At 40.9% G+C, this 23,728-nt stretch carries 15 protein-coding genes; 5 read left to right on the forward strand and 10 right to left on the reverse strand.

Going from position 1 to position 23,728, the window contains the following annotated elements; translation table 11 throughout:
* The first annotated feature begins 265 nt into the window (after positions 1-265).
* Positions 266-1,570, forward strand: a complete 1,305-nt coding sequence (locus tag AXF23_RS09810) for a Fic family protein (RefSeq protein WP_107625180.1) — start codon at positions 266-268, stop codon at positions 1,568-1,570.
* A 100-nt stretch (positions 1,571-1,670) separates the two neighbouring features.
* Here the strand turns inward: AXF23_RS09810 and mutS are convergent, their stop codons facing one another.
* The 6 genes from mutS to AXF23_RS09840 form a co-directional block, all read right to left on the reverse strand.
* The gene (gene mutS / locus AXF23_RS09815; RefSeq protein ID WP_107625181.1) at positions 1,671-4,331 is read right to left on the reverse strand and encodes a DNA mismatch repair protein MutS; all 2,661 of its coding nucleotides are present in this window, start codon (positions 4,329-4,331) and stop codon (positions 1,671-1,673) included.
* 638 nt (positions 4,332-4,969) lie between these two features.
* Positions 4,970-5,812, reverse strand: a complete 843-nt coding sequence (gene lgt / locus AXF23_RS09820) for a prolipoprotein diacylglyceryl transferase (RefSeq protein ID WP_107625182.1) — start codon at positions 5,810-5,812, stop codon at positions 4,970-4,972.
* A gap of 72 nt (positions 5,813-5,884) precedes the next feature.
* The gene (ychF, locus tag AXF23_RS09825; RefSeq protein WP_107625183.1) at positions 5,885-6,988 is read right to left on the reverse strand and encodes a redox-regulated ATPase YchF; all 1,104 of its coding nucleotides are present in this window, start codon (positions 6,986-6,988) and stop codon (positions 5,885-5,887) included.
* 304 nt (positions 6,989-7,292) lie between these two features.
* Entirely contained in the window at positions 7,293-8,102 is an 810-nt protein-coding gene (locus AXF23_RS09830; RefSeq protein ID WP_107625184.1) for a DUF3108 domain-containing protein, read from the reverse strand.
* A 1,001-nt stretch (positions 8,103-9,103) separates the two neighbouring features.
* Entirely contained in the window at positions 9,104-10,150 is a 1,047-nt protein-coding gene (locus tag AXF23_RS09835) for a ribonucleotide-diphosphate reductase subunit beta (RefSeq protein WP_089365720.1), read from the reverse strand.
* 90 nt (positions 10,151-10,240) lie between these two features.
* A complete protein-coding gene (locus AXF23_RS09840; RefSeq protein ID WP_107625185.1) occupies positions 10,241-12,760 on the reverse strand; it encodes a ribonucleoside-diphosphate reductase subunit alpha in 2,520 nt (839 codons plus the stop codon).
* A gap of 725 nt (positions 12,761-13,485) precedes the next feature.
* Here AXF23_RS09840 and AXF23_RS09845 point away from each other — a divergent pair.
* Genes AXF23_RS09845 through AXF23_RS09855 form a run of 3 tightly spaced genes read left to right on the forward strand, consistent with a single transcriptional unit; the run spans position 13,486 to position 15,643 of the window.
* On the forward strand, positions 13,486-14,265 hold the full coding sequence (locus AXF23_RS09845; RefSeq protein ID WP_107625186.1) for a polysaccharide deacetylase family protein: 780 nt from the start codon (positions 13,486-13,488) through the stop codon (positions 14,263-14,265).
* Positions 14,266-14,278: 13 nt separating this feature from the next.
* The gene (locus tag AXF23_RS09850; protein ID WP_107625187.1) at positions 14,279-15,223 is read left to right on the forward strand and encodes a glycosyltransferase family 2 protein; all 945 of its coding nucleotides are present in this window, start codon (positions 14,279-14,281) and stop codon (positions 15,221-15,223) included.
* 12 nt (positions 15,224-15,235) lie between these two features.
* A complete protein-coding gene (locus AXF23_RS09855; RefSeq protein ID WP_009012475.1) occupies positions 15,236-15,643 on the forward strand; it encodes a GtrA family protein in 408 nt (135 codons plus the stop codon).
* Between the two features lie 181 nt (positions 15,644-15,824).
* On the opposite strand, the gene AXF23_RS09860 is transcribed toward AXF23_RS09855, so the two are convergent.
* On the reverse strand, positions 15,825-16,949 hold the full coding sequence (locus tag AXF23_RS09860; RefSeq protein ID WP_107625856.1) for a glycosyltransferase family 4 protein: 1,125 nt from the start codon (positions 16,947-16,949) through the stop codon (positions 15,825-15,827).
* The gene (locus tag AXF23_RS09865; protein ID WP_107625188.1) at positions 16,942-18,123 is read right to left on the reverse strand and encodes a glycosyltransferase family 87 protein; all 1,182 of its coding nucleotides are present in this window, start codon (positions 18,121-18,123) and stop codon (positions 16,942-16,944) included. Before AXF23_RS09865 ends, AXF23_RS09860 begins: the two co-directional genes overlap by 8 nt.
* A 270-nt stretch (positions 18,124-18,393) precedes the next feature.
* Here AXF23_RS09865 and AXF23_RS09870 point away from each other — a divergent pair, with 270 nt between their 5' ends.
* On the forward strand, positions 18,394-20,259 hold the full coding sequence (locus AXF23_RS09870; RefSeq protein WP_107625189.1) for a DUF3413 domain-containing protein: 1,866 nt from the start codon (positions 18,394-18,396) through the stop codon (positions 20,257-20,259).
* Between the two features lie 63 nt (positions 20,260-20,322).
* Here AXF23_RS09870 and AXF23_RS09875 read toward each other — a convergent pair whose 3' ends face one another.
* Both AXF23_RS09875 and AXF23_RS09880 read right to left on the reverse strand, forming a co-directional pair.
* Positions 20,323-21,213, reverse strand: a complete 891-nt coding sequence (locus AXF23_RS09875) for a glycosyltransferase family 2 protein (RefSeq protein WP_107625190.1) — start codon at positions 21,211-21,213, stop codon at positions 20,323-20,325.
* 277 nt (positions 21,214-21,490) lie between these two features.
* Positions 21,491-23,473 carry an LTA synthase family protein gene (locus tag AXF23_RS09880; protein WP_107625191.1) on the reverse strand — a complete coding sequence of 661 codons (1,983 nt, stop codon included), beginning with the start codon at positions 23,471-23,473 and terminating at the stop codon, positions 21,491-21,493.
* Between the last annotated feature and the right edge of the window lie 255 nt (positions 23,474-23,728).

Raw genomic sequence — 23,728 nt, forward strand, 5'->3', positions numbered from 1 at the left:
AATAACTAAGTTGGATTAGAAAAAGCAAATTCTTATTTCTATGACATGATAAAAAGACAAGGTAACAAAGGAACTAATCTGAGTTATTCACTTTGTTACCTTGTCTTTTTTATGCTCTTTTTCTTCTTATCAACCTAATCTTTCAACCATTATTTGAAAGTACCAATTCTTGCAAGTTCTTGAAGAACTTGCAAGAATTTATGTTAAATCTTCACTATTAACCGTTTAATATAAGAGAAAAGTATTATATTTGCAAAAAAGAATTATGATAGAACAACCTCCCAAGTTAGATACCAAACTTATACAAAAAGCAACAAAATTATCTGCACGAACAGACGTTACTCCATTGATACGCAATATCAATGATGATTACTTGTATTGGACTGAAGTAAAATACAAGTCTCATCCAGCTGATCTTTCATCTGAACACATTTGGGCAGCTGCTAAACTTAACCGTCTCATGCAACAGATAAAAATATGGGAGGACTGTCCTTTCACACTATCCATTACCAACAATATGCAAAAGCTATGTCATTATTTTGACATGAACTTTGGAGGTTCTTGGGAAAATTCAGCTATTATTCCTTCAGAAGACAGAGAGCGATATCTCATATCCTCACTAATGGAAGAAGCTATATCATCCAGTCAGATGGAAGGAGCAGCTACCACCCATAGAGTTGCCAAAGAGATGCTAAGAAAAAGTATATCACCTCATAACAAATCAGAACAGATGATTGTAAATAATTATGAGGGAATACGCTTTATTGCTGAGCATAAGGATGATAAAATGAGTATGGAACTACTCTTGAAAATCCATTCTAAGATGACAGCAAAGACATTGAATGATAGTACCAATGAAGGAAAATTTCGTCAGAATAACGATATCGTTGTTATTGATGGTATCACAAATGAGATAGTACACACACCTCCTTCTTATAAAGAGATACCTGACTTCATAAACAGAATTTGTGAATTTGCCAACAATGAAGCAAAGGACGTTTTTATACATCCTATTATCAAAGCCATCATCATCCACTTCCTCTTAGCTTATCTTCATCCCTTTGTAGACGGAAATGGCAGAACAGCAAGAGCATTATTCTATTGGTATATGCTCAAAAATGGCTACTGGCTAACAGAATACTTATCTATCTCTCGTATTATCTATGCTTCAAAACGACAATATGAAAAAGCTTACTTATATGTTGAGACTGATGATTATGACTTAGGTTATTTCGTAACTTATCATCTGAAAGTACTTTCACTTGCCTTCAAAAAACTACAAGATTATATTCAACGAAAAATATACCAGCGACAAAATAGCATCAATCTGCTTAAGTTAGGCTCCATAAATGAGAGACAAGCTATTATTTTATCTTTGTATCGTGATAACCCAAAAATGATAATGACCGTAAAAGAAGTAGAAAATCGCTTCTCTGTCAGCCATACGACGGCAAAATCTGATCTTGATGGGCTTGTTTCGCAGCAGTTTTTAAAGAAAATACCTATTAATAAGGTAAAATTCAGCTACATTAAGGGAGAACTATTTGATTCTAAAACAAGACTTGTATAAGTACTATTTGATAATATTTCTATGTATAATTTCTGCCAATTCTTGCAAGTTCTTGAAGAACTTGCAAGAATTGGCAGGTATTTGAGAGATTGATTAAGCCTTATCCTTTCAGTATCTTCTTAATATCATTCAGCTTATTGAGGGCTTCAACAGGTGTAAGATTGTTGACATCAAGACCAAGGATTTCGTCACGAATCTGACTGAGGACAGGGTCGTCGAGTTGAAAGAAGGATAGTTGCATACCATCTCTACTCTGATCAAGATGCTCAACAGCCGCCTTACCGACACTACCCACTTGTGAATTATCCTTTTCAAGCTCCTTAAGTATAATGTTTGCACGCTTAACAATAGAACGAGGCATACCCGCTATCTCTGCTACATGAATACCGAAGGAATGCTCACTACCGCCTTTCTCTAACTTACGAACGAAGATGATCTTTCCATCCACTTCCTTAACAGAGACGTTAAAGTTCTTAATACGAGGGAAATTCTTCTCCATCTCGTTCAATTCATGGTAGTGTGTAGCAAAGAGGGTACGTGCTTGTGCACGTGAATGTTCGTGTAGATACTCTACAATCGCCCACGCAATGCTAATGCCATCATACGTACTTGTACCACGTCCAAGCTCGTCAAAAAGTACAAGAGAGCGTGGAGTGACATTATTAAGGATGTTTGAAGCCTCCGTCATCTCAACCATAAAGGTTGATTCTCCTAATGAAATGTTATCCGAAGCACCCACACGTGTGAAGATTTTATCCACCATTCCGATGCGAGCTCGTTCAGCAGGAACAAAGCAACCAATCTGTGCCAACAATACAATAAGGGCTGTCTGACGCAACAAAGCAGACTTACCTGCCATATTTGGACCCGTAATCATCATTATCTGCTGGTGTTCCGTATCAAGCAATACATCATTAGGCACATACTGTTCACCTATCGGCAACTGCGTTTCAATCACTGGATGGCGACCTTGTAGGATGTCTATAACCTCCGAATCGTCCACTACTGGGCGCACATAACGCTGCATCTGTGATACCTTCATAAAGGAAAGAAGACAGTCAAGATGGGCAATAAGATTGGCATTGATTTGTATCTGCGGAATAAACTCCTGCATATCCTGTATCAGTTCCATATATAGCTGAGTCTCCAAAGCCAATATCTTCTCATCGGCACCAAGTATCTTCTCCTCGTATTCCTTAAGTTCAGGGGTGATATAACGCTCTGCCTGCGCTAATGTCTGCTTACGAATCCAATTCTCAGGCACCTTATCTTTAAACGTATTGCGCACCTCCAAGTAATAACCGAACACGTTATTAAATCCTATCTTTAGTGAGGTAATACCCGTCTGTTCTACTTCCTTCTCTTGAATCTCCAATAGATACTGTTTTCCATTATCACGAATAGAACGCAAGTCATCAAGCTCCTGGTTATAACCCAAGGCTATCACATTACCTTTCGCCACTAACTGTGGAGGGTCGGCCTGTATCTCCTTTTCTATTCTATCACGTAAAGACTCACAGAGATTCAACTGTTCTCCAATCCTCTTCAGTGTCTCGCTCTTTGCATAAAGGCAGGCTGTCTTAACGGGTTGGATAGCCATAAGGGCATTCTTCAGCTGCACTACCTCACGAGGAGACACTCTACCAACTGCTACCTTTGAGATAATACGCTCTAAGTCGCCAATGCGATGGAACTGCTCATTGATACATTCGCGGAAATCTGGCTCTCGGAAGAGATAGTCAACCACATCTAAACGCTCATTGATAGGCTTTTCATCCTTCAGTGGGAAGACCATCCAACGACGCAACATACGTCCACCCATTGGCGTAACAGTATTGTCAATAACGTTCAAAAGCGATGATCCACCCTCATTCATTGGTGCAATCAGCTCCAAAGAACGGATAGTGAAACGGTCCATACGCACGTATTTGTCTTCTTCAATACGTGCTAAAGAAGTGATATGATTGATTTGTGTGTGCTGTGTTATCTCTAAATACTGCAGAATAGAACCTGCTGCAACAATTCCATTATTGAGATGGTCGACACCGAAACCCTTTAGATTCTTTGTTCCGAAATGCTTTAATAGTTTCTGACGTGCCGTCTGGTCAGTAAACACCCAATCGTCCATCTCGAACGTACAAAGGCGTGTACCGAAGTAGCGTTCGAACTCTTGTTTCTTCGCACGGTCGAAAAGTACCTCCTTAGGTTGGAAATTTCCTAATAGCTTTTCGACGTAGTCAAAGGTGCCTTCACCTGTCAGAAACTCTCCTGTAGATATATCTAAGAAACTAACACCACATGACCCTTTACCAAAGTGTACCGCAGCAAGGAAGTTATTTTCCTTATAGTTCAGTACGTTATCGCTCATAGCAACACCTGGAGTGACAAGTTCTGTGATACCACGCTTCACCATCTTGTCCATTGCCGACAAACCCTTCTTGCCTTTGATAGCCTCACGTTTCTTCTTTGGATCCTCTAACTGGTCACAGATAGCCACACGCTTTCCAGCACGGATAAGCTTAGGAAGATAAGTATCAAGGGCGTGATGTGGGAAACCAGCCATCTCTATCGAGTCGCCACTCCCCCCATTATTACGACGTGTAAGGGTAATACCGAGTATTCTTGCCGACTCCACAGCATCCTCACCATACGTCTCATAGAAGTCACCACACCTAAAAAGCATTAATGCACCAGGATGTTGTGCCTTCATTGAGAAGAACTGTTTCATCATTGGGGTAAGTCCCTTATCATCTTTTGCCATATCTTTTACTTCCTTATTAAGTCTTTTCTTATTTTATCCTTAGACTTACAAAATTACAAAAATAAGGAGGAAAGCCCAAACAATCCACTGTTTTTCATCGTCTTTTTAATATCTACTTACAGAAATAAATAGGTTCTTCCGTTAAATGTGTGGACGCTTTTCGAATTGCTTTAACGGAAAAATCGAAGTTACTCATTAAACAAAAACATAGCTAAGACAGTCAACTTTCTGTCCTCTTATCATCCTCTGACATTGAAAATCATTTCTTTTTTGGACTTCGAAAATCTACATATAATTGTTTGAAAAATAATTACATAATTTCGAGTAAAACATCTATAAATAACAGCAAAACCACATACAAAAATCAAGTATGTAATCAAAATCAAATCAATTAGTTATAAACAGTAAAGTAAAAGGTGCTTAACTGGACTTCAAAAGGGCGTTAGTAAGGGTCTTAAAGGGCATCTTTTGCAAGCCAAAAGGGCGTCTTTTAGAAGCTAAAAGAGCATGTATTGGTTTTGAACCGCACGAAAACAGTTTACAAACTTCAACTAATTACTATTAATAAAACAAATTGCACGAATACTCATTGATAAGGAATATTCGTGCAATTAGCGTAATTCGTAGTCGAAAACGAGTTATGGTAGTTTTCCTTCTTTGCCTCTTGAGCGTAGAATTGACCATACACCGAGGGCAATAAGAGGAATACTTAATATCTGTCCCATATCGATTGGCAGACCTGCCTCAAATGCTTCCTGTATCTCCTTTGTGTATTCAATGAAGAAACGGAAGGTGAAGATAAGTGTAAGACAGAGTCCGAAATAAAGTCCTGTACCCACTTTCTTAGGATATTTCCTATATATGAAGTAAATAAAAAGGAAGATAATTAAGTAGGCTATTGCCTCATAGAGCTGTCCCGGATGACGTGGTTTATCGTCTACATTATAGAAGATAAAAGCCCAAGGAACGTCTGTTACCTTACCAATAATCTCTGAATTCATCAGATTTCCAAGGCGAATAAAGCAGGCTGTGATACCTGATACGATACCGAAGAAGTCAAGTACTACCCACGTATTCATCTTCGTCCTACGAATATAAAGGAAGAGGGCAATCAGTAATCCAGCCACTCCACCATGCGATGCGAGTCCTTGATAACCCACATACTTCCATGAACCGTCAGCCATTTCACGGATAGGAATAAAGATAGTCATGATTCCTTTCCAAGAAGTGAGGAACTCCTCTGGTTCATAAAAGAGACAATGACCCAAGCGAGCACCAATCAGTACGCCAAAGAAGACATAGAGGAAGAGTGGATCAAACTGTGATGGAGGGAATTTATGACGCTTAAAAAGCCACTGCATCATAAAATATCCCAAGGCAAGACCTACTAACCAACACATTCCATACCAACGAATAGGAAGGGGACCAAGCTGGAAAATCACTTCACTTGGCTGCCATGCAATATAAAGTAGATTGTTCATAGTTATGCTATTAAAAGTGAAGATAGCACCAATAATTATCCCCTCTCTGAGCAGAGAGGGGTTAAATAGGGGCTATACATTAAATCTAAAGTGCATGATGTCACCGTCTTGTACAACGTATTCCTTACCTTCGATGCCGAGTTTACCAGCCTCACGAATAGCTGCCTCAGAACCATATTTGATGTAATCGTCGTACTTGATGACCTCTGCACGGATGAATCCCTTCTCAAAGTCGGTATGGATAACACCCGCACACTGCGGTGCTTTCCATCCCTTATGGAAAGTCCATGCCTTTACTTCCATCTCACCAGCGGTGATGAAGGTCTGGAGGTTGAGCAGATGATATGCTTTTTTAATGAGTCGGCTCACACCACTTTCTTCCAAGCCAAGCTCGTCAAGGAACATTTTCTTATCCTCATAGCTCTCCAAAGAAGCGATATCTTCCTCTGTCTTAGCAGCGATGATCATTGCTTCAGCACCTTCTTCAGCTGCAATCTTCTCAATCATCTGACTGTATTCATTACCTGTCTTCGCACTTGATTCGTCTACATTACAAACGTAAAGTACAGGTTTTGTTGTCAAGAGGAAGAGATCGTGAGCTGCTTGCTGTTCTTCCTTGCTTTCAAACTCAACGCTACGAGCATTCTTACCCTGCTCTAACATTTCTTTATAAGCCTCCAAGACAGATACCATTACCTTAGCATCTTTATTGCCTGCAGCAGCAACCTTCTGCTGTTTAGCAAGCTGTGCCTCGATGGTTTCAAGGTCTTTAAGCTGCAACTCTGTATCGATAATCTCCTTATCTTCAAGCGGGTTGACTGCCATACCACCCTCACGTACCACGTTATCGTCCTCGAAACAGCGGATTACATGAATGATAGCATCGCACTCGCGGATATTACCAAGGAACTTGTTACCCAATCCTTCACCCTTTGAAGCACCCTTAACAAGTCCTGCGATGTCGACAATCTCACAGGTAGCAGGTACGATTCGTCCTGGATGAACAATCTCAGCGAGCTTATTCAAACGCTCGTCAGGAACGGTGATAACGCCGAGGTTCGGCTCAATCGTACAGAAAGGGAAATTAGCTGCTTGTGCTTTGGCACTGCTCAAGCAGTTGAAAAGAGTAGACTTACCTACGTTTGGCAGTCCTACTATACCACATTTTAATGCCATATCTTAAATAAACGTTTATTTCTTTTGTACTTACATGAGGCAAACAAGGCCAAAGGAAATTATCTTTCTATTTGCTCTATGTTGCTTATTAGCTGCAAAATTACATAATAAATTCGATATAACCGAGAAGAAGAGGAAATAAGGTAGATTACTCATAAAGTCCATCTCTAATCTATCCTACGATTATAGGGATATAACGCATGTATTACGTTATATCCCTATAAGTAGGAGGTAGGATTCTATATAAACCTTAATAAAAACCTATCCTTTATATATATAAGATAAGACTATACCTAAGTCTTGCTTATTTCACCTCTGAAGTAATCGGACTGTTAATACCCTTCATTGAAACAAGGAACGCCTTAGCAGAACCGAACTTCAAGCGCATATCAAGACGAACAGGGATATGGTTGCTGTCGTCCGTTACATAGAAATTAGCAATTTCACGCCACTTATCATCCTCATATTCATAATAGGTGAGACGTAAACAACGATACTTATGATCATTATCAGCTTTGATGTTCTCCTTACCACCATAGACAATGCGAGCAGTATGACGGCTATTACCATCCACGATAGGGAACTTCACTACCTCACCTTTCTTCCAGTTCTCTGGGTTAAAACTACGTGCACGAAGGAAGATACTCATCATATCGAAAGAACAATCATCATGAGTATTCTCCATCCATTGATGTTTTCCTTCATGATTAATCCTATGCTGACGTATCTTACATCTACCATTTGGATAAGAGTAGAACACCTCATCCACCGTATAGCGCTTTCCTTCCCTTGCTCCCTTACGGAAGTATAGAGGCTCCATCTGCTTTGAGTTGTATGCAAGCAACGTATCTCTCAATATAAAGTAGTCGTCAAGCTTACCATTACCACGTGTTGTCAATGAAGCACGATAAGCCGGAGTACCCTTATAAGTAGAGGAGACTGTGTACCAAGAAGCCGTACCTGCCTTCACCCATATAAACTTCCAGTTATAATAAAGGTTGTAGGTTAGATACTCCCCACTACTAAAAGCCGTATTACGGAATGTACACTGTGCGGTGGCACTGACGGCTATCATCGCAAACAAACATACTATATAAATCTTCAACTTTCCCATATTCTCCGTTTTATCCGTTCAACTTTAATATTATTCTTTATTTCTCTCTAAAAGAAAAAAGAATGTTTTAGTATGATGGCTTGTGGATTAGTGCAGAACTTTTCAGCCGTTTTCTTGCCTGGAAAGTTATCAAACTTAGAGGTTACTTTATTAACAAGTTATTCTCATGTCTACCGTTTGATATTCAGGTACTATACTGAGTTATCAACATTATCCACAGTTGATGCAAAGATAATAAGTTTATATCTTTTTTGATATGTAAGTTGTGTAAAACTTCTATAAAACTGCATTAATAACCCTGTGGATATCCACAAAGAACCTTCTTCTCCTATTGCTGTGTGGATATCCACAGACTTATAAAGTAGTTATCAACATAGTTTTCCACAGAGTTATCAACAGTTATTGACGAAGAAGTTATATGTTTTTATGCGATACTGATTTCTTCTCTATGTTAGTTATGTGTGTTTTAAAATCCATTCTAAAAACTTTTATTTTCTTCTCCGATATATGGAATGATAAAGACTACCTAACACAAGATTTTATAACAACTTATACAAGATTATTTTTTATATTTAATTGCTGTTATTTTTAATATTTCGTGTAATACTACTGACTATTAATAAGTTAAGTGATAAGTTTTGATGAAAGTAATGACAACAACTTTTATTTTGCCTGAAAATACTTCTTATCGGAACAGAGTGACAATATGATGTAATCATACTTAGCTAAGCACTAATCTTGTTGAGCTTTAATGATAATATAAAAGGTGTATAAGAAAGATAGAATATGTGTTTAATAAAGTATTAGACAACCAAAGGTTGATAACAGGTCCCTTGGTATTTTCCATTCTGACAGTTAGATAGATATAAAATAAAAGTTCACAATTAAGAATTAAATTAAGCTTCAATTCTTAATATTATGGTAAGGATGATTTCCTTTCATAATACCCGAAACAAGCACTTATACTTCTTAATTGTGAACTATCTGATAGTGATGACGCTTTATAAGTCGTCCACTAAAGCAGTACTCTTAGCGTAAGCAGTACTCTTAGCCTCAAAGAAGTCGGTCTTTACCATATTAGCGTTAGAATACTGTCCAACCCACTTCATGTTCTCAGGTTCCTTCTGGTTGTCATCATAAAGGAAGCCGAAGCCAAGACCAGACCAGCGGAGGTTGCCCAAATAACGGATATAATCAGACACCATCTGTTCGTTAAGACCTTGCACATCATTGCCGATAACGTATTGTCCCCATGCTATCTCCTGACGCACACCTTCACGCATCATATCCTCATACACCTTTACCTTCTCAGGAGTAAACATATCAGGCTCCTCTTTCTTCAGCTCAAGAATAATACTGCGGAACAACCACAAGTGCGTATTCTCATCCCTATTGATATAACGAATTTCCTGAGCTGATCCCGACATCTTGCCGTTTCGACTTAGATTATAGAAGAACATGAACCCACTATAGAAGTAGATACCTTCAAGGATAAAGTTAGCAATGAGCGTCTTCATCAAGCTGAACTTATCTCTCTTCTCATGGAACTCATTGTAACAGTCGCCAATAAACTTATTACGGTTTAAGAGGTGCTCATCTGTCTTCCATTGATAGAGGATATCGTTACGCTCTTCAGGACTACAGATAGTGTCAAGCATGTAGCTATAACTCTGACTATGAATACACTCTTGGAACGCTTGAATATGCAAACAAAGATTTACCTCGTTAGCAGTGATGTATTCACTGACTGTTGGAAGATTGTTACTTTGAAGCGAATCAAGGAAGACAAGGAAACTAAGAATCTTGTCGTATGCTGTGCGTTCAGCCTTTTCAAGACGTGGATAATCCTTAAAGTCCTGTGAAAGATTGATTTCTTCTGGAATCCAAAAGTTATTCATTGCCTGTCTATACCAGTCACTTACCCATGAATACTTCATGTTATTGAAGTCATTCAGATTAGTGGTGTTACCCCCAATCATTCGTCTCAAGCGCAAGTCTGTATCGCCTGAAGGGTTGAATAAGGTATTACGTTTTAATTGATTGTCCATCATTTATACGTTTTCTTTATTGTTTTTATGTTTTTTATCCTATATCTTCCTTAGTCTCTTTAGCTATTGTCAAGATTCTTATTCCTATTCTTAAGATGAGCAGCTCTCGCACTCTTCCACCTCTAAGGACTTACTACGCACATAATAGATAGTCTTAACACCCTTTTTCCAAGCAAGTAGGTAAAGGTCGAGTATCTGACGCATTGTGAAGTCATTGGTGATATATAAGTTCATACTCTGTGCCTGGTCAATATGACGCTGACGTACACCAGAGGCAAGAACACTCCACTTTTGGTTAATAAGATAAGCACTCTTATACATCCAGTAAGTCTCGTCTGAAAGTTCAGGAGCGACACGTGGCAGCATACTTCCCTTCTTCTCTTCTAAGAAGAAACGCTTCATGATTGGGTCTAAACCAGCTGTTGTACCCGCAATAATACTTGTACTACTGGTTGGAGCGACTGCAAGTAGATAAGCATTGCGCATACCCTGCAAGGCAACAGTCTTACGAACGTCCTGCCATTCAGCACTGTCATAACCACGCTTATCGAAGTAAGCGCCCGTTTGCCAGTCACTTCCTTCAAAGAACTGATAGCTTCCTTTCTCCTTAGCAAGGTTTGAGCTGGCAAGAATAGCTGCTCGGTTGATAGTCTCGAACACCTTATCCATAAACTCCAAATGCTCTTCGCTCTCCCACTTAATGCGACGCTTAGCCAAAGCATGGTGATAACCACTGATACCCAAACCAATAGAACGATAACGCTGGTTGGTTATCTGTGCATAAGGAACAGGATAGAAGTTAAGGTTGATAACGTTGTCAAGTGCACGAACAACCGTTGCCACCTTCTCTTGCATCTGTTCCTCGTCCTCCAATGGGAGCCTACCAAGAGACAGACTTGCCAAGTTACATACAACAAACTCACCTGGGCGAGTAGTTGTAACAACGATAGTATCGCCGTCTTTTGTCTCTATTTCCTTTGAAACAGTCTCTATTGGAGCCATGTTCTGAGCTATCTCTGTACAGAGATTAGAGCAGTAAATCATGCCCTTATGGGCGTTAGGATTAGCTCTGTTGACCGTGTCACGGTTGAATGTAAATGGTGTTCCGGTCTCAACAGCAGAACGGAGAACCAATCTGATAATATCCTTAATACTAATAACTCGACGTGAGAGACGCTGGTCGTTGACACAGTCAAGATACTTACGTTCCCACTCCTCGCCATAACAGTCCTCAAGACAATAGCCTTTAATACGCATGATTTCGTTCGGACAGAAGAGCGACCAGCTCTGATTAATGTCTTCTTCGGCCATCTTCCAAAACAGGTCTGGATAGCAGATAGCTGGGAAGATGTCGTGAGCCTTCATACGATCGTCACCATTATTGGTACGTAGTTGAAGGAACTCAGGTAAGTCTTTGTGCCATACATCTAAGTAAACGGCTACGGCACCTTGGCGCATACCCAACTGATCAACGGCTACAGCAGTGTCATTAACAAGTCTCATCCAACGGATAACACCACCTGCTACACCCTTAAAACCACGGATATTGCCACCTGTAGCACGTACCTTACCGAAGTACATACCCATACCACCGCCAAACTTGCTCACCTGTGAGAAGTTATCTAAGCTACGATAAATACCATCCAAACTGTCTGGTACGGTATCAATGAAGCAACTTGACAGCTGATGACTTGGCTTACGAGAGTTAGAGAGGGTAGGGGTGGCCATCGTTACTTCCAACTTACTAAGCAAGTCATAGATGCGACGTACCCACATAAGACGGTCTTCCTTCTCTGGCATAGCAAGGTGAAGAGCAATACCAAGGAACATCTCTTGTACGCGTTCAATCACCTTTCCAGAGTAATTCTTGATGACATAACGCTTTAAGAGAAGGTCGAGTCCAGAATAATTAAGTAGTTTGTTGCGTTCAGGGTCAATGAAGGTAGCAGCTTCATTGATTTCTTCTTCGCTATAGTTCTGAAGGATATAGTCGCCATAAAGGCCCTCTTCGGTCATGTATTTCAGCTTTCTATAGAAGGTTCTGAGCCCCATCTCCTCTTCTAATCGGCTGATATTCTTTTCTGAACGATATGAGAGAATACGTGCTGAAATCATCTCCCAAGATGGAGCCTCAGGTGTTGTCAATTCTACAGCAGCCTTGATGAGGGCGTCGATAGCGTCCTTCTGTGACATACCAGGCTTACTGAAGCTTGAAAACTTCTCCTGAAGAGTCACCATACTATACGACCGCTCGCGATATTCGCGTGCCACGCTTTGTAAGACATCAGCCAACTTACGGTCGTCAGCTGCCCACGCAATGTAGTTGATAGCTTGTCGTTGCTCATTACGTTGATAGCGGAAGAGGATGTAGTTCTTCGCCTCGTCATAATGACCATGAGCCATAAGACACTTCTCCACACGGTTTTGAATATCCTCAACAGTGCGTAGTTCGGGATTGTCAGTGATGAACTGTTCTACTTCACTTACCATTCCGGCTATCTCACTATCTGAGACTTCCTTCCCAGTACTGATGAAACTCTTTTTAATGGCTATCGAAATCTTGTTGTTATCATAGACTTCTATCTCTCCATTGCGCTTTGTTATATCCATTACTTATTATGTATAGTTTTCTTTTTTATTCTACTCTGACTACTTTATCACATTTACTTATTTGCTAATAAGTACCATTCTCTCAATTAGTTATCTTATTTAGTAGTTTTAATTAGCGACAAAGTTAAGGAAAAAAAACGAGAAGAAGTTATCCAGAATGGAATATTTTCAGTACTTAATCACTTTTAATTATTCTCTAAAAAAGATGACTTCTGACTACTCATTATTAGTGAGTTTGATACTAAAAATTGCTGTTTATACAAAGAGAAAAGTACTGTTTATAAGCCTTAAAATTCTGTTTTATCCTCGTTATCAGTTCTTCTCATCTGCCCCTTCATCTTTTCCTGCGAATTATTTTCATGAAAATAAATATTTTTTTTCGTGAAGAGAAATATTTTTTTTCATGAAAATAAATTCTTCCATTCGTGAAAATAAATCAGTGAAGACAAGAGGTTACTATGGAAGAAGAGCTGTTAACGTAGTTTATCAGTCCTCCTCAACCTTCTTATCGATGGTTAATAAGCACCAAAATCAATGTCTTCTTATAGAAAGAATATCAGAGATTTATTGTAACTTTGCAATAGTTTCCACAGAAGAAAGGTTTCTGCTGTATATGAAAACACTATCAGAAGACTTGAAACGATAGGTTGTCAGCTGAATAGGACTGTGCAGGATAGCTTTCTTTCGATAGTGGAAAATAGGATAAACAAAGAGACAGAAGAGAAATGATATTACTAAGTTTCGATACGGAAGAGTTTGATGTACCACGCGAACACGGGGTAGACTTCTCGCTTGAAGAGGGGATGAAGGTGTCTGTGGTAGGTACGAATCGTATCCTCGACATACTGAAAGCGAATAACGTCTGTGCTACCTTCTTCTGCACAGGTAACTTTGCAAGACTGGCACCAGAGGTCATGGAGCGCATAAAAAACGAAGGACACGAGGTGGCTTGTCATGGTGTTGACCACTGGCAACCCAAACCAGAGGATGTTTTTCGGTCGAAGGAAATCATCGAGGAGGTGACGGGTTTGAAGGTTGAGGGTTATCGTCAGCCACGTATGTTCCCTGTGTCAGAGGAAGATATAGAGAAGGCTGGCTATCTTTATAACTCCTCTCTTAATCCTGCTTTCATACCGGGTCGATACATGCACCTCACTACTCCACGCACATGGTTTATGCAAGGTAAGGTGATGCAGATACCTGCCAGTGTCAGTCCTCACCTACGCATCCCACTCTTCTGGTTGTCATTACACAATTTCCCAGAGTGGTTCTATCTTCGTTTGGTTCGACAGGTATTACGTCACGATGGCTATTTTGTGACCTATTTCCATCCATGGGAATTTTATGAACTCAAGTCGCATCCAGAGTTCAAGATGCCTTTCATCATCAAAAATCACAGTGGACAGGAGTTAGTAGGACGGCTCGACCGCTTCATCAAAGCGATGAAGGCAGACAAACAAGAGTTTATTACCTATACCAACTTTGTGCATAGACAGAAGCAATAGGCGCTAAAAAGATATGATAAAACTTGCAACGGTCTCTCCTTGTTACAATGAGGAAGAGGTTTTAGAACAGTCGGCAGCACGGCTCATGGAGCTTTTCGACGAACTTATCAGTCAAGGGAAGATTTGCGATGACTCTATGATTGTGTTTGTCAATGACGGTAGTCGTGATCGGACATGGGAGATTATCCAGCAGCTCCACAGCCAGTATCCACGCATAAAGGGCATTAATCTTGCCCATAACGTGGGTCATCAGAATGCTATCATGGCTGGTATGATGACAGCAAAAGACTGGGCTGACGCTGTTATCACACTCGATGCCGACTTGCAAGACGACTATAAGAAATGTATTCCACAGATGGTAGAGGCCTTTGAGGAAGGTAACGAGATAGTCTATGGAGTGAAGGTTTCGCGCAAGGCCGACCCTGTGTTGAAACGTATGTCAGCCCAAGCCTTCTATCATCTACAGGAGAGAATGGGCGTGAACAGTATCTTTAATCATGCTGACTTCCGTCTGATGAGTCGTCAATCCTTAGAGATACTCTCTCATTATAAGGAGCGCAACCTCTATCTGCGGGGTCTCATCCCATCTATCGGACTCAAGTCAACGACTGTCGACGACCGCATCAGCGAGCGTACAGCTGGTACTTCGAAGTACACACTACGTAAGATGCTTGGGTTGGCATTAGACGGTATCACGTCATTCTCCGTCAAACCTGTCTACTATGTCATCTATCTTGGTATCGCTTTCTTGCTCATCAGCCTGTGTATAGGTATCTATGTCATCCATGCTTTCATAAACCATACGGAGGTGGCAGGCTGGGCTTCGCTCATTCTGAGCATCTGGCTCGTGGGTGCTATACTGATGATTTCAATCGGTGTAGTAGGTGTTTACATTGCGAAGATATATGAAGAAGTGAAGCAGCGTCCGCTTTATAACATCAGTCAGATACTCGATTAAGGTTCATTCTATATGTCGACACGCATCAAAGAGCTTTGGCAGCGATGGCAAAAAGACTTCTGGCGACTGTTCCGTTTTGGCATAACAGGAACGGTGTGTTCGCTTATTCACTATGGAGTCTATTGTCTTTGTTTGCTCTTTACGAACACTACTATAGCCTATACAGCTGGCTATGGCGTAGGACTTCTTTGTAACTACGGACTGACAACCTACTTTACTTTTAAGGGAAAGCCGTCAAAGCGTAATGTAGCAGGCTTTGTAGGCAGTCATATTCTCAACTACCTTTTGGAGATAGGACTGCTCCAACTCTTTCTTTGGTTAGGTGTTAGCAAATGGCTGTCGCCTGTCCTTGTGATGGTGATAGTCGTGCCTATCAACTTTGTTCTACTACGTCTTGTGTTCGTGAAAAGAAAGAGGTAGATGGGTGATGGGTGTTAAGTGTTGGGTGATGATGGTTAGTAAGGTGGTTGTTGAGTATTCACAGGATAGGTGTTGACTTATACCACGGTATTAGATGAGCGGTAGGACATTAATAGAAAAGAATAAGAAAAGAGTTATCCCCAAGCACTTTCTGGAAAGGAAGGCGCTTGGGGATAATACTTTACACCTTATTATATACCTCAAGAATCTGTGAGGCTACATCTTGATTCTCAAATCGTTTTACGTAGTGTTGGCTCTTAACGACCATTTCCTGGCGATGCTCTATTGCTGAAAGGATTGCAGCTGCATTGCCGTCGACGTCGTCTGGACCCACATAAAGGCAGTCTGGACCACCTGCTTCCTCTAAGCAACTACCCGTGGCAGCCACTACTGGGAGTCCACTCTGTATGGCTTCGATGATAGGAATACCAAAGCCTTCATAGCGAGAAGGATAGATGAAGGCTTCAGCCTGATTGTAGATTGCTGCAAGAAGGTCGTTGGGAACACCCTGTAAGAAATGGATTCGGTTGCCAATCCCTAATCGTCTGATTTCTGCATCGAGCTTCTTCTGATATTTCGTCAGCCTGCCTACGACGACAAGATGGAGGTCGGAAGGTAGTTTTGCCATAGTTTGAATACCCAAGAGGATATTCTTTCGCACTTCTACCGTCCCTACATTTAATATATAACGTTGTGGGAGTTGATACTTACGACGGGCCTCTTCAATCAGTGAAGGACTGACTGACTGACTGAAGCGGGTGCTACAGCTTTGATAGACAAGGTCTATCTTGTCCTCTGGGAAGTCACCATAATATAAGATGTCACGCTTCGTACATTCGCTAATCGCAATAATACGGCTTGCCTCCCGTAGTGTTTGATAGAACTTACGCTTGTAGAAGAAAACGTCAATAGGGGGATAGAACTCCGGATGACGTAGGAAGATAAGGTCGTGAACAGTAACTACACTGGGGATGCCAGCTGCTGCCAAGCCAGAAGGGAGTTCGCCTGAAAGACCGTGATAGAGCTCTACTCCATCAGTCTTTAAGTCTTTTACCACCCCTTTAACACGCCACCAGTCACGCTGTAGACGGAAGCGAAGGTGGTCAGGGTAGCAGAACTGTATGTTATCTCGTAGTTCCACCTGATTGCGAAGGTCGTCTCGTCCAGCATCAGGAGCATAGAGTCGTAAGTTTGTGTCAGGCATTAACGGAGCAAGGTCGTTGATGAGTGTACGCCCATAGCTGCCTAATCCAGTGCCATTCCTTACTATTCGTTTGGCATCATAACCTATTATCTTCTTATTCATGAGCATCAACCTTTTCTATTGGGGTATAGTCCTTTGTGCATAACTCGTAACAAAGCCACAGCCAAACAATACTGATAGGAAGTGCACGGAGTGCGTAGGTCTGTATATAATCATGTCTTATCGTCTTTGGAATGAGGTCGCAATTACCCATACCAGATAGGATGAAGACAAATACCATTAGTGCTATCGCCCACTTACCACGCTTCCATGGAGCTGCGGTGTACCATATACAAACGCCTAACAAGGCTATCACGTATCCGCTGGCTTCGCTACCTGTACTAAAGAGGATGACAAACAAGAGTACAGAGGCGAGTATGGTCTCACGGAAGGTAAGGTTCTTATACTGTGAGAAACGTAGGTAAGGAAGGGCAAAGAGTGCCATTCCAGGGATGATAAGCCACAGGTCTGAATAGTCCGCATGCCCTGTTGTACGACGAACAAAGCCTAATAATGAGATGTTTTGAGCAAAGGAGTTGAGGTTATGTGTGTTCTTCTCCACAAGACAAGTGAACCACTCGTGGTATTGTCCGATGATATAATCAGGCGAACTGATGGCCATTGGGGCTAAGAAAAGTATTACCGACCACACTGCTAACCATAGTGTCAATCGTAGCTTATGCCGTGAAAAGAGAAAGAAGGCCAATCCCACAATGCCATAAAGCTTCACCAACGTACCTAAGACGATGAAGAAAGCTGCCCATCCTTCGTGCTCCTTCTCAATAAGAAAGAATGATGAGAGGATAATAGCGGCAATAGCTATGTTGAACTGCTGCATGAATAGGGCTGTTAACAATGTGAATCCGCAGAACCAATAGATGTAGACTTGCTGTGATTTACGCAGTCCTGACCAATAGATGGCCGCAAACAACCAACCAGATAAGAATAGTAACCACAATAGCATACCAGCCCATTCGGGTAAAAGGGCAAAGGGGGCTATGATTAAAGAGAATAGTGGACCGTAATGATTGACGTCGCTATACTCTGACGGATAGGCTGCATAGAGTGATGTTCCATTCACTGTGTGCCAGTAAACACCCTTAAATATAAGGAAATTATTGTGACTACGATGCAACTTCAGCATACCTACTAATGATAGTAGGGTCCATATACCTAAGAGAACACGGCGGTCGGAGAGAAAGGGGAGGGTAAGGAATTGTTTTATTCTTTCTTTCATATCAAATTTGTTTGCTTGCTTTATATGCGAATAACAGCACAAAAGTAACAATAAAGAATGATATATATGCCATTAATAACCTATTATTTATGAAAAGCCTACCGACTCAATAGTGTTCTCTCATAGTTATTTCGGGCTGTAAAGGCTTTTTTCATAAGAAAAGAGAAAGCTATACTCTTATTTAGAAAATTATTATATATCTTTGTAGGTATCATCATTTATTATCCTTTATACGGCTTTAAGCTGTGATACAACTGATAAAAAGAATTTATGACAACCGAGAGAAAAGATAATATCAAGCAAGGATTCGTTTATTATGTCCTGTCGACTCTTACATTGGCCATCATATTCTTCTCCTATATCTTTAATGGGCAGAGTACGGAAGTGATGGATTGTGTGGGTTGGATCTACTTTGTTTCGTCATGTATTACGCATGCTGCATTGTTTACGCTTGTTCCTTTTCTTATCTTGCAAGTGCCCTTGGCTGCTGTTGGTTGCCGTCAATGGATTACAAGAACTATTCTTTCAATAGTCTATGCCTTACTGTTTATCGTTGCTGTAGTGAACAGTTATGTTTATGGAATCTACCATTTTCATATCAATGGGCTTGTGTTGGAAATGCTAACAGGGCCTGGTGCATCAGAGATCTTTGTGTTTAGTGTGTGGGCATATATGAAGGCCATTGGTCTTGCCTTAAGCTTTGTCTTGCTTAGTATAGGACTGGCTTTCATTGCAAAGTTTATTTCTAAGCGCCTTATAATTAGACATCTCAATCGAAACATATTGTTAACACTACTTAGTTTCGTACTTCTCTCACAAGGAATACATATCTATGGAGGGGCAACGATGCAGAGTTCTATCATTGAGTCGACTGACGTTTTACCTTATTATTTCCCACTTCGCGCTAACAAACTACTGGAGAAATTAGGACTCATAAGCATTGAGAAGATTAATCAAATACAACTGAAAGGAGGCGTGAACAAATTGCGTTATCCATTGGAACTGCTTAAGACGGGTCGTATTGACCATCTTGGTAAACCTAATGAGAAGTATAATATCGTCATCCTATGTATTGACTCTTGGAATCCACGTACTCTTACACGTGAGTGTACACCAAATATATGTGCGTTTGCTGACCATGCAGAGACATTTACTAAGCACCTTAGTTCGAGCAACGCAACCAGTGGTGGCATCTTTGGAATGTTCACTGGGATATCTGCATACTACTGGAAAAGCTTCGAATCAAGCTGTATGCAGCCCTTACTCATTAAGCAGTTGCTTAAAGAAGGGTATCATGTGCAAACTTATCCAAGTGCTACATTAGAGTATCCACCCTTTGCTAAGATGCTGTTCCGTGATGTGAAGGGTCTAAACGTAAGTACTCCGGGTAAGACAACGATTGAGCGTGACAACCGTATCACGCATAACTTCATTGCTGATATTGATAAATACGATGGTAAGAAACCTTTCTTTGCCTTTGTGTTCTACGATATTGCCCATAATATGGACCTCCCTAAGAGTAAGCAATATCGGTTCAAACCATGCTGGGAGTACGTGGACTACATGAAACTTAACAATGATACCGACCCAACACCATTCTTTAATCTCTATAAGAATTCCGTTGCTGAAGCTGACTCGCTCATCGGTTTGACTCTAAACAAGCTCCGAGAGAAAGACTTACTACGCAATACAGTGGTCATCATAACTGGTGATCATGGGCAGGAGTTCAATGAGAACCATAATAACTACTGGGGTCATGCCTCTAATTATTCGTTATTTCAAGTTGGAACGCCGCTCATTTATTATTATCCCGGCTGTAAACCAGGTAAAAGAAACTATCGAACAACTCATTATGACATCTCCCCAACATTGATGCACAGTGTGTTAGGTGTGACTAATCCGCCTTCAGATTATTCAATGGGGACATATCTTGATGACTCTTCCCCACGTGACTGGCATCTTGTAGGGCATGAACTCTATTATGCTTTTATCCGTTCTGACGGTACAATCATTGAGAAGCAAGGAGCAGGAAACCTAAAGATAATGGATCCAAAGATGCACGTCATACCGAATTATCCGCTCAAACCAAAGGACTTACAAGCTGTTATTCAGAAGATGAATAGGTTTTATAAATAGCATACAGATACTGTTTGGCTATTTAACCAACTGATTCTAAGATTTCTTGTTAAGCGTAAGTTATCAATCTTCCCAGATGTTCTTAATACGGACATCACGTAGAACAGTAAGCACTTTCTTTATCTTACTGCGGAAAAGGTCGGCCTTTAAGCGAGTCGACATATCCTTAACTTCATTATAAGGTTCGCCTCTCTGAAGGATATCACGTAAGAAGGAAGATGAGGTTATACCCCATTTACGAAGGAACTGTGTGCTTCCATCGTTCTTTACTATACGATGAGTAGAACGTGCTTCGAAGTGATAAACGCGGCTACGGTCTATTCCTTTGAACAGACGAACACCTGCTTTCCATAGCTTAGCAGAGAAGTCTGGGTCAGAATACATACCTGGACTGAACTCAATGCTATAGCCTCCTACAAGATCCCACACGTCACGATGGACGATATTTGGCGGCCATGTCGAACCTTTCCAATCCCCATGTGGCAACGTGGCATACTCCTTCAGCAATCGAGACTCATCAAAGTCGTCAACACTCTCACCATAGTTAGCAGGCGCAATCACGCTCTTATCATAGAAAGGACGTGGCTGAATGAGTGTTGAAGAGAAGAAGAACATATTGTCAGGCAGCTGCTGTATCTCCTCAAATAAGGCTTTATCCCACTCAGGACACACATACATGTCATCGTTCATATATAGGATATAGTCTGTTGATACCAATGGGCGCAACCTATTTAAGGCAAAGCAAACACCTACATTCTCATCAGAAGCTGTGTACTTCAGTCCTTGTTGCTCTACCCACTCACGTGTTCCGTCACTTCCATCATTGATATGAACGAGTATTTCATGCTCATAACAAGAGTTCTTTCTGATACTTTCAATGCACAATTTAAGGAATGACAGATTATTCCAAGTAGGTATTAAAATCGAGAAAAGAGGCTTAACTGTATTGTCCATACTTATTATTGTAGTGTTAACCAGACTATTCCTCACCCGAAGACGAGGCTATTAAAAAATCTAACAATACCACCCGATGTACATAACACTTAGCTATTACAAAGGAAATAGTGCTATATCTTCGTTTATGTTATCTGCTTTATAATAAAGAATATAATGTTCTCTCTTTCAGTTAACATGGTGCAAAAGTACAGAAAAAAATCGTATCTCTGCCCATGAGAAGCTGAAAAAGAGATATTAGTTGTACGTTTCTATGCTTATATTCACTATTGTTTAGTTACTGTTCAGTCCTCCAATACAAGCCAAAATACACCTGACGCAGTAGATTGCGGGCTGCTGTAAGTCGCTCAGCTTCCTTTTTATAGGTAGGAACAGACTCTATTTGGTCAACGTTAGCACTGTAATAAGTACTGTCTGGCACGGTGGTATCTAAGAGATTATGGCCCATCTTGAAATACTTAGTATCATGGAAAGTAAAGGGAGCCAGCGTCGCTAAGATATCGTCATGGCTTCCCCAACGATTAGTTAGCTTGTTGTAAGCCTCCTTCCGTAGGTAAGTTGGCAGATAGATATAGAGCGGTACGGAGTGTTCATACCGTTTGTCGACAGCATCATAGTCAAGGATAGAACGCACGTTATGGTCGCCTGTGATAATGAGTATCGTATTCTTTGCCGCAGCAGAGGCCTTGAAGCGGTTGAGAAACTCGTTTAACACCTTATTATAATAGCGAAATCCCGTGAGATACTTATCCAATACCTTACGATTATGCTCTGCAAAGCACTTCTTAGCATAGAACGACTCTGGTAGAGGGGGGAGTTTCAAGTCTTTTGGGAACTCAAAGGGTGGGTGATTGGTTGTTGTCATCACTGCAATCATCTGCCGTTTCCTTGATGGTTTCTGCAGTCTGTCTAACAACGCTTGGAAGAGGTATTCGTCGTAAACACCAATGCTATTATAAGTCGCATGAGGATAGTCTTTTAAGAGAGAGAACTTATCATAGATAGCATCAAACTGTTGATGAACCAACGCTTCGGCACAGTTTTCCCATGCAGCGTCCATTCCCGACATGAATGTCGTTGTGTAATTGCTGGCTTTGAAAGGTAGGGCTATCGACGTAGGGAGAGTCTTAAATCGATAAGCCGAGGCAAAGAAGCGTGGGAAAGGGGTAGAGACATAGAGGTTCTCAAGCGATGCTACCGTACCATTCTGTACTGATTGGAAGTTACGGAAGAGTAGGTCGTCCTTGAAATGACGCTCTAATCCGAAGTACATCTCCGCATCCTTCTGTTGGAGATTGAACAGATAATTGCTCCAACTCTCGCTATATATGATTACAATATTTGGTTGAGGCTGTTTCAGACTGTCGCCTACTTCTTCGAAGAGAGCATGCTGCAGCGCTGTTAGCGTGTCGTTCTTCACCATCTTCACCTTCCCATCTGTATAGACATCCAGGGCTTCCTGCAAACTCTTGAACTTATATTCATGCAGTAAGTCGTCTGTCTTTGCTATCTTGAAAGCGTTGTTTTTCTCCTTATAAGCCTTTTTCAACATGTAAATAGCGTTCGGAACAAGGTCGTTCAGAGGTTTCTGATTTGACACAAACGTGTCTTCTATCTGTAGAGGGAAGCGCCATACCGACCCACGCAGACCGATGACTAAAAAGGCAATATACAATAGGATGGTAGCCGACAGTTTAATGACTTTGAGGCGTGAAGGTCGCTGCCTGCTTGCCGAATGGAGAGCGTTACGAGCGGACGACTTGCCCAACTCAATTCTACGGATAAGTAGAAGGATTGGTAGAAGGATAAGAAGAAAGGCGATAGCCTCGTAGACACAGTGATATTCTTCCCATATTGTTTGAATCAAACTCATTGGTCCTTCGTTGAAGAAATCGAAGAATGTGAGGTTGATATGGCTATTGAAATTGGCGTAAAAGCCCATATCAATACCGCTAATAGCCAACAGGAGCGCGCAGACAATAGAGAAATAAAGTCTACGGAACCGACTTAACACACGTTCTGTCCATGGTTTTCTAAGGGCTGCAAAGACGAAAGTTAGAACCGTTGGGAGTATCAACACGTAGCATACTACTTGCACATCAAAACGCAAGCTATTGAATAGTAAGCGAGGTAGAACAGTTAGGTTACTACTGATAATACTCATCGGGACGAACGCAATGGCAAAGCAAATGCGCACGAAAAATAGGATGACAAGGATTATAGCGGAATGCTTTATGAGATATGATAAGTTCTTATACATTATTTCTTTTGACTTATTTCGGGTTTAAGATAGGGTTCTTTCGATAAGAGTGGAGCATCGACAGGCATCGTTTTCGCCGTCATCTCTACTCGTAAAAAGCCTCACGAGTAAGCTTCCCTACGGTTGATAATCATTTTTCTTCACGATGAGAAACATTTTTCTTCATGATGAGAAATATTTTTCTTCATGAAGAAAAATATTTTTTTTCATGAAAAAAATTCGCACTTGACACGCTGTTAGAACATTCTGACACGT

It is taken from the genome of Prevotella sp. oral taxon 313, from assembly GCF_003043935.1.
Lineage (GTDB): Bacteria > Bacteroidota > Bacteroidia > Bacteroidales > Bacteroidaceae > Prevotella > Prevotella jejuni.

Bases quoted from the DNA above. Each gene is read 5' to 3' on its own strand.
- AXF23_RS09810 (WP_107625180.1), top strand. From the start codon at position 266: ATGATAGAACAACCTCCCAAGTTAGATACCAAACTTATACAAAAAGCA.
- mutS (WP_107625181.1), bottom strand. From the start codon at position 4,331: ATGGCAAAAGATGATAAGGGACTTACCCCAATGATGAAACAGTTCTTC.
- lgt (WP_107625182.1), bottom strand. From the start codon at position 5,812: ATGAACAATCTACTTTATATTGCATGGCAGCCAAGTGAAGTGATTTTC.
- ychF (WP_107625183.1), bottom strand. From the start codon at position 6,988: ATGGCATTAAAATGTGGTATAGTAGGACTGCCAAACGTAGGTAAGTCT.
- AXF23_RS09830 (WP_107625184.1), bottom strand. From the start codon at position 8,102: ATGGGAAAGTTGAAGATTTATATAGTATGTTTGTTTGCGATGATAGCC.
- AXF23_RS09835 (WP_089365720.1), bottom strand. From the start codon at position 10,150: ATGGACAATCAATTAAAACGTAATACCTTATTCAACCCTTCAGGCGAT.
- AXF23_RS09840 (WP_107625185.1), bottom strand. From the start codon at position 12,760: ATGGATATAACAAAGCGCAATGGAGAGATAGAAGTCTATGATAACAAC.
- AXF23_RS09845 (WP_107625186.1), top strand. From the start codon at position 13,486: ATGATATTACTAAGTTTCGATACGGAAGAGTTTGATGTACCACGCGAA.
- AXF23_RS09850 (WP_107625187.1), top strand. From the start codon at position 14,279: ATGATAAAACTTGCAACGGTCTCTCCTTGTTACAATGAGGAAGAGGTT.
- AXF23_RS09855 (WP_009012475.1), top strand. From the start codon at position 15,236: ATGTCGACACGCATCAAAGAGCTTTGGCAGCGATGGCAAAAAGACTTC.
- AXF23_RS09860 (WP_107625856.1), bottom strand. From the start codon at position 16,949: ATGAATAAGAAGATAATAGGTTATGATGCCAAACGAATAGTAAGGAAT.
- AXF23_RS09865 (WP_107625188.1), bottom strand. From the start codon at position 18,123: ATGAAAGAAAGAATAAAACAATTCCTTACCCTCCCCTTTCTCTCCGAC.
- AXF23_RS09870 (WP_107625189.1), top strand. From the start codon at position 18,394: ATGACAACCGAGAGAAAAGATAATATCAAGCAAGGATTCGTTTATTAT.
- AXF23_RS09875 (WP_107625190.1), bottom strand. From the start codon at position 21,213: ATGGACAATACAGTTAAGCCTCTTTTCTCGATTTTAATACCTACTTGG.
- AXF23_RS09880 (WP_107625191.1), bottom strand. From the start codon at position 23,473: ATGTATAAGAACTTATCATATCTCATAAAGCATTCCGCTATAATCCTT.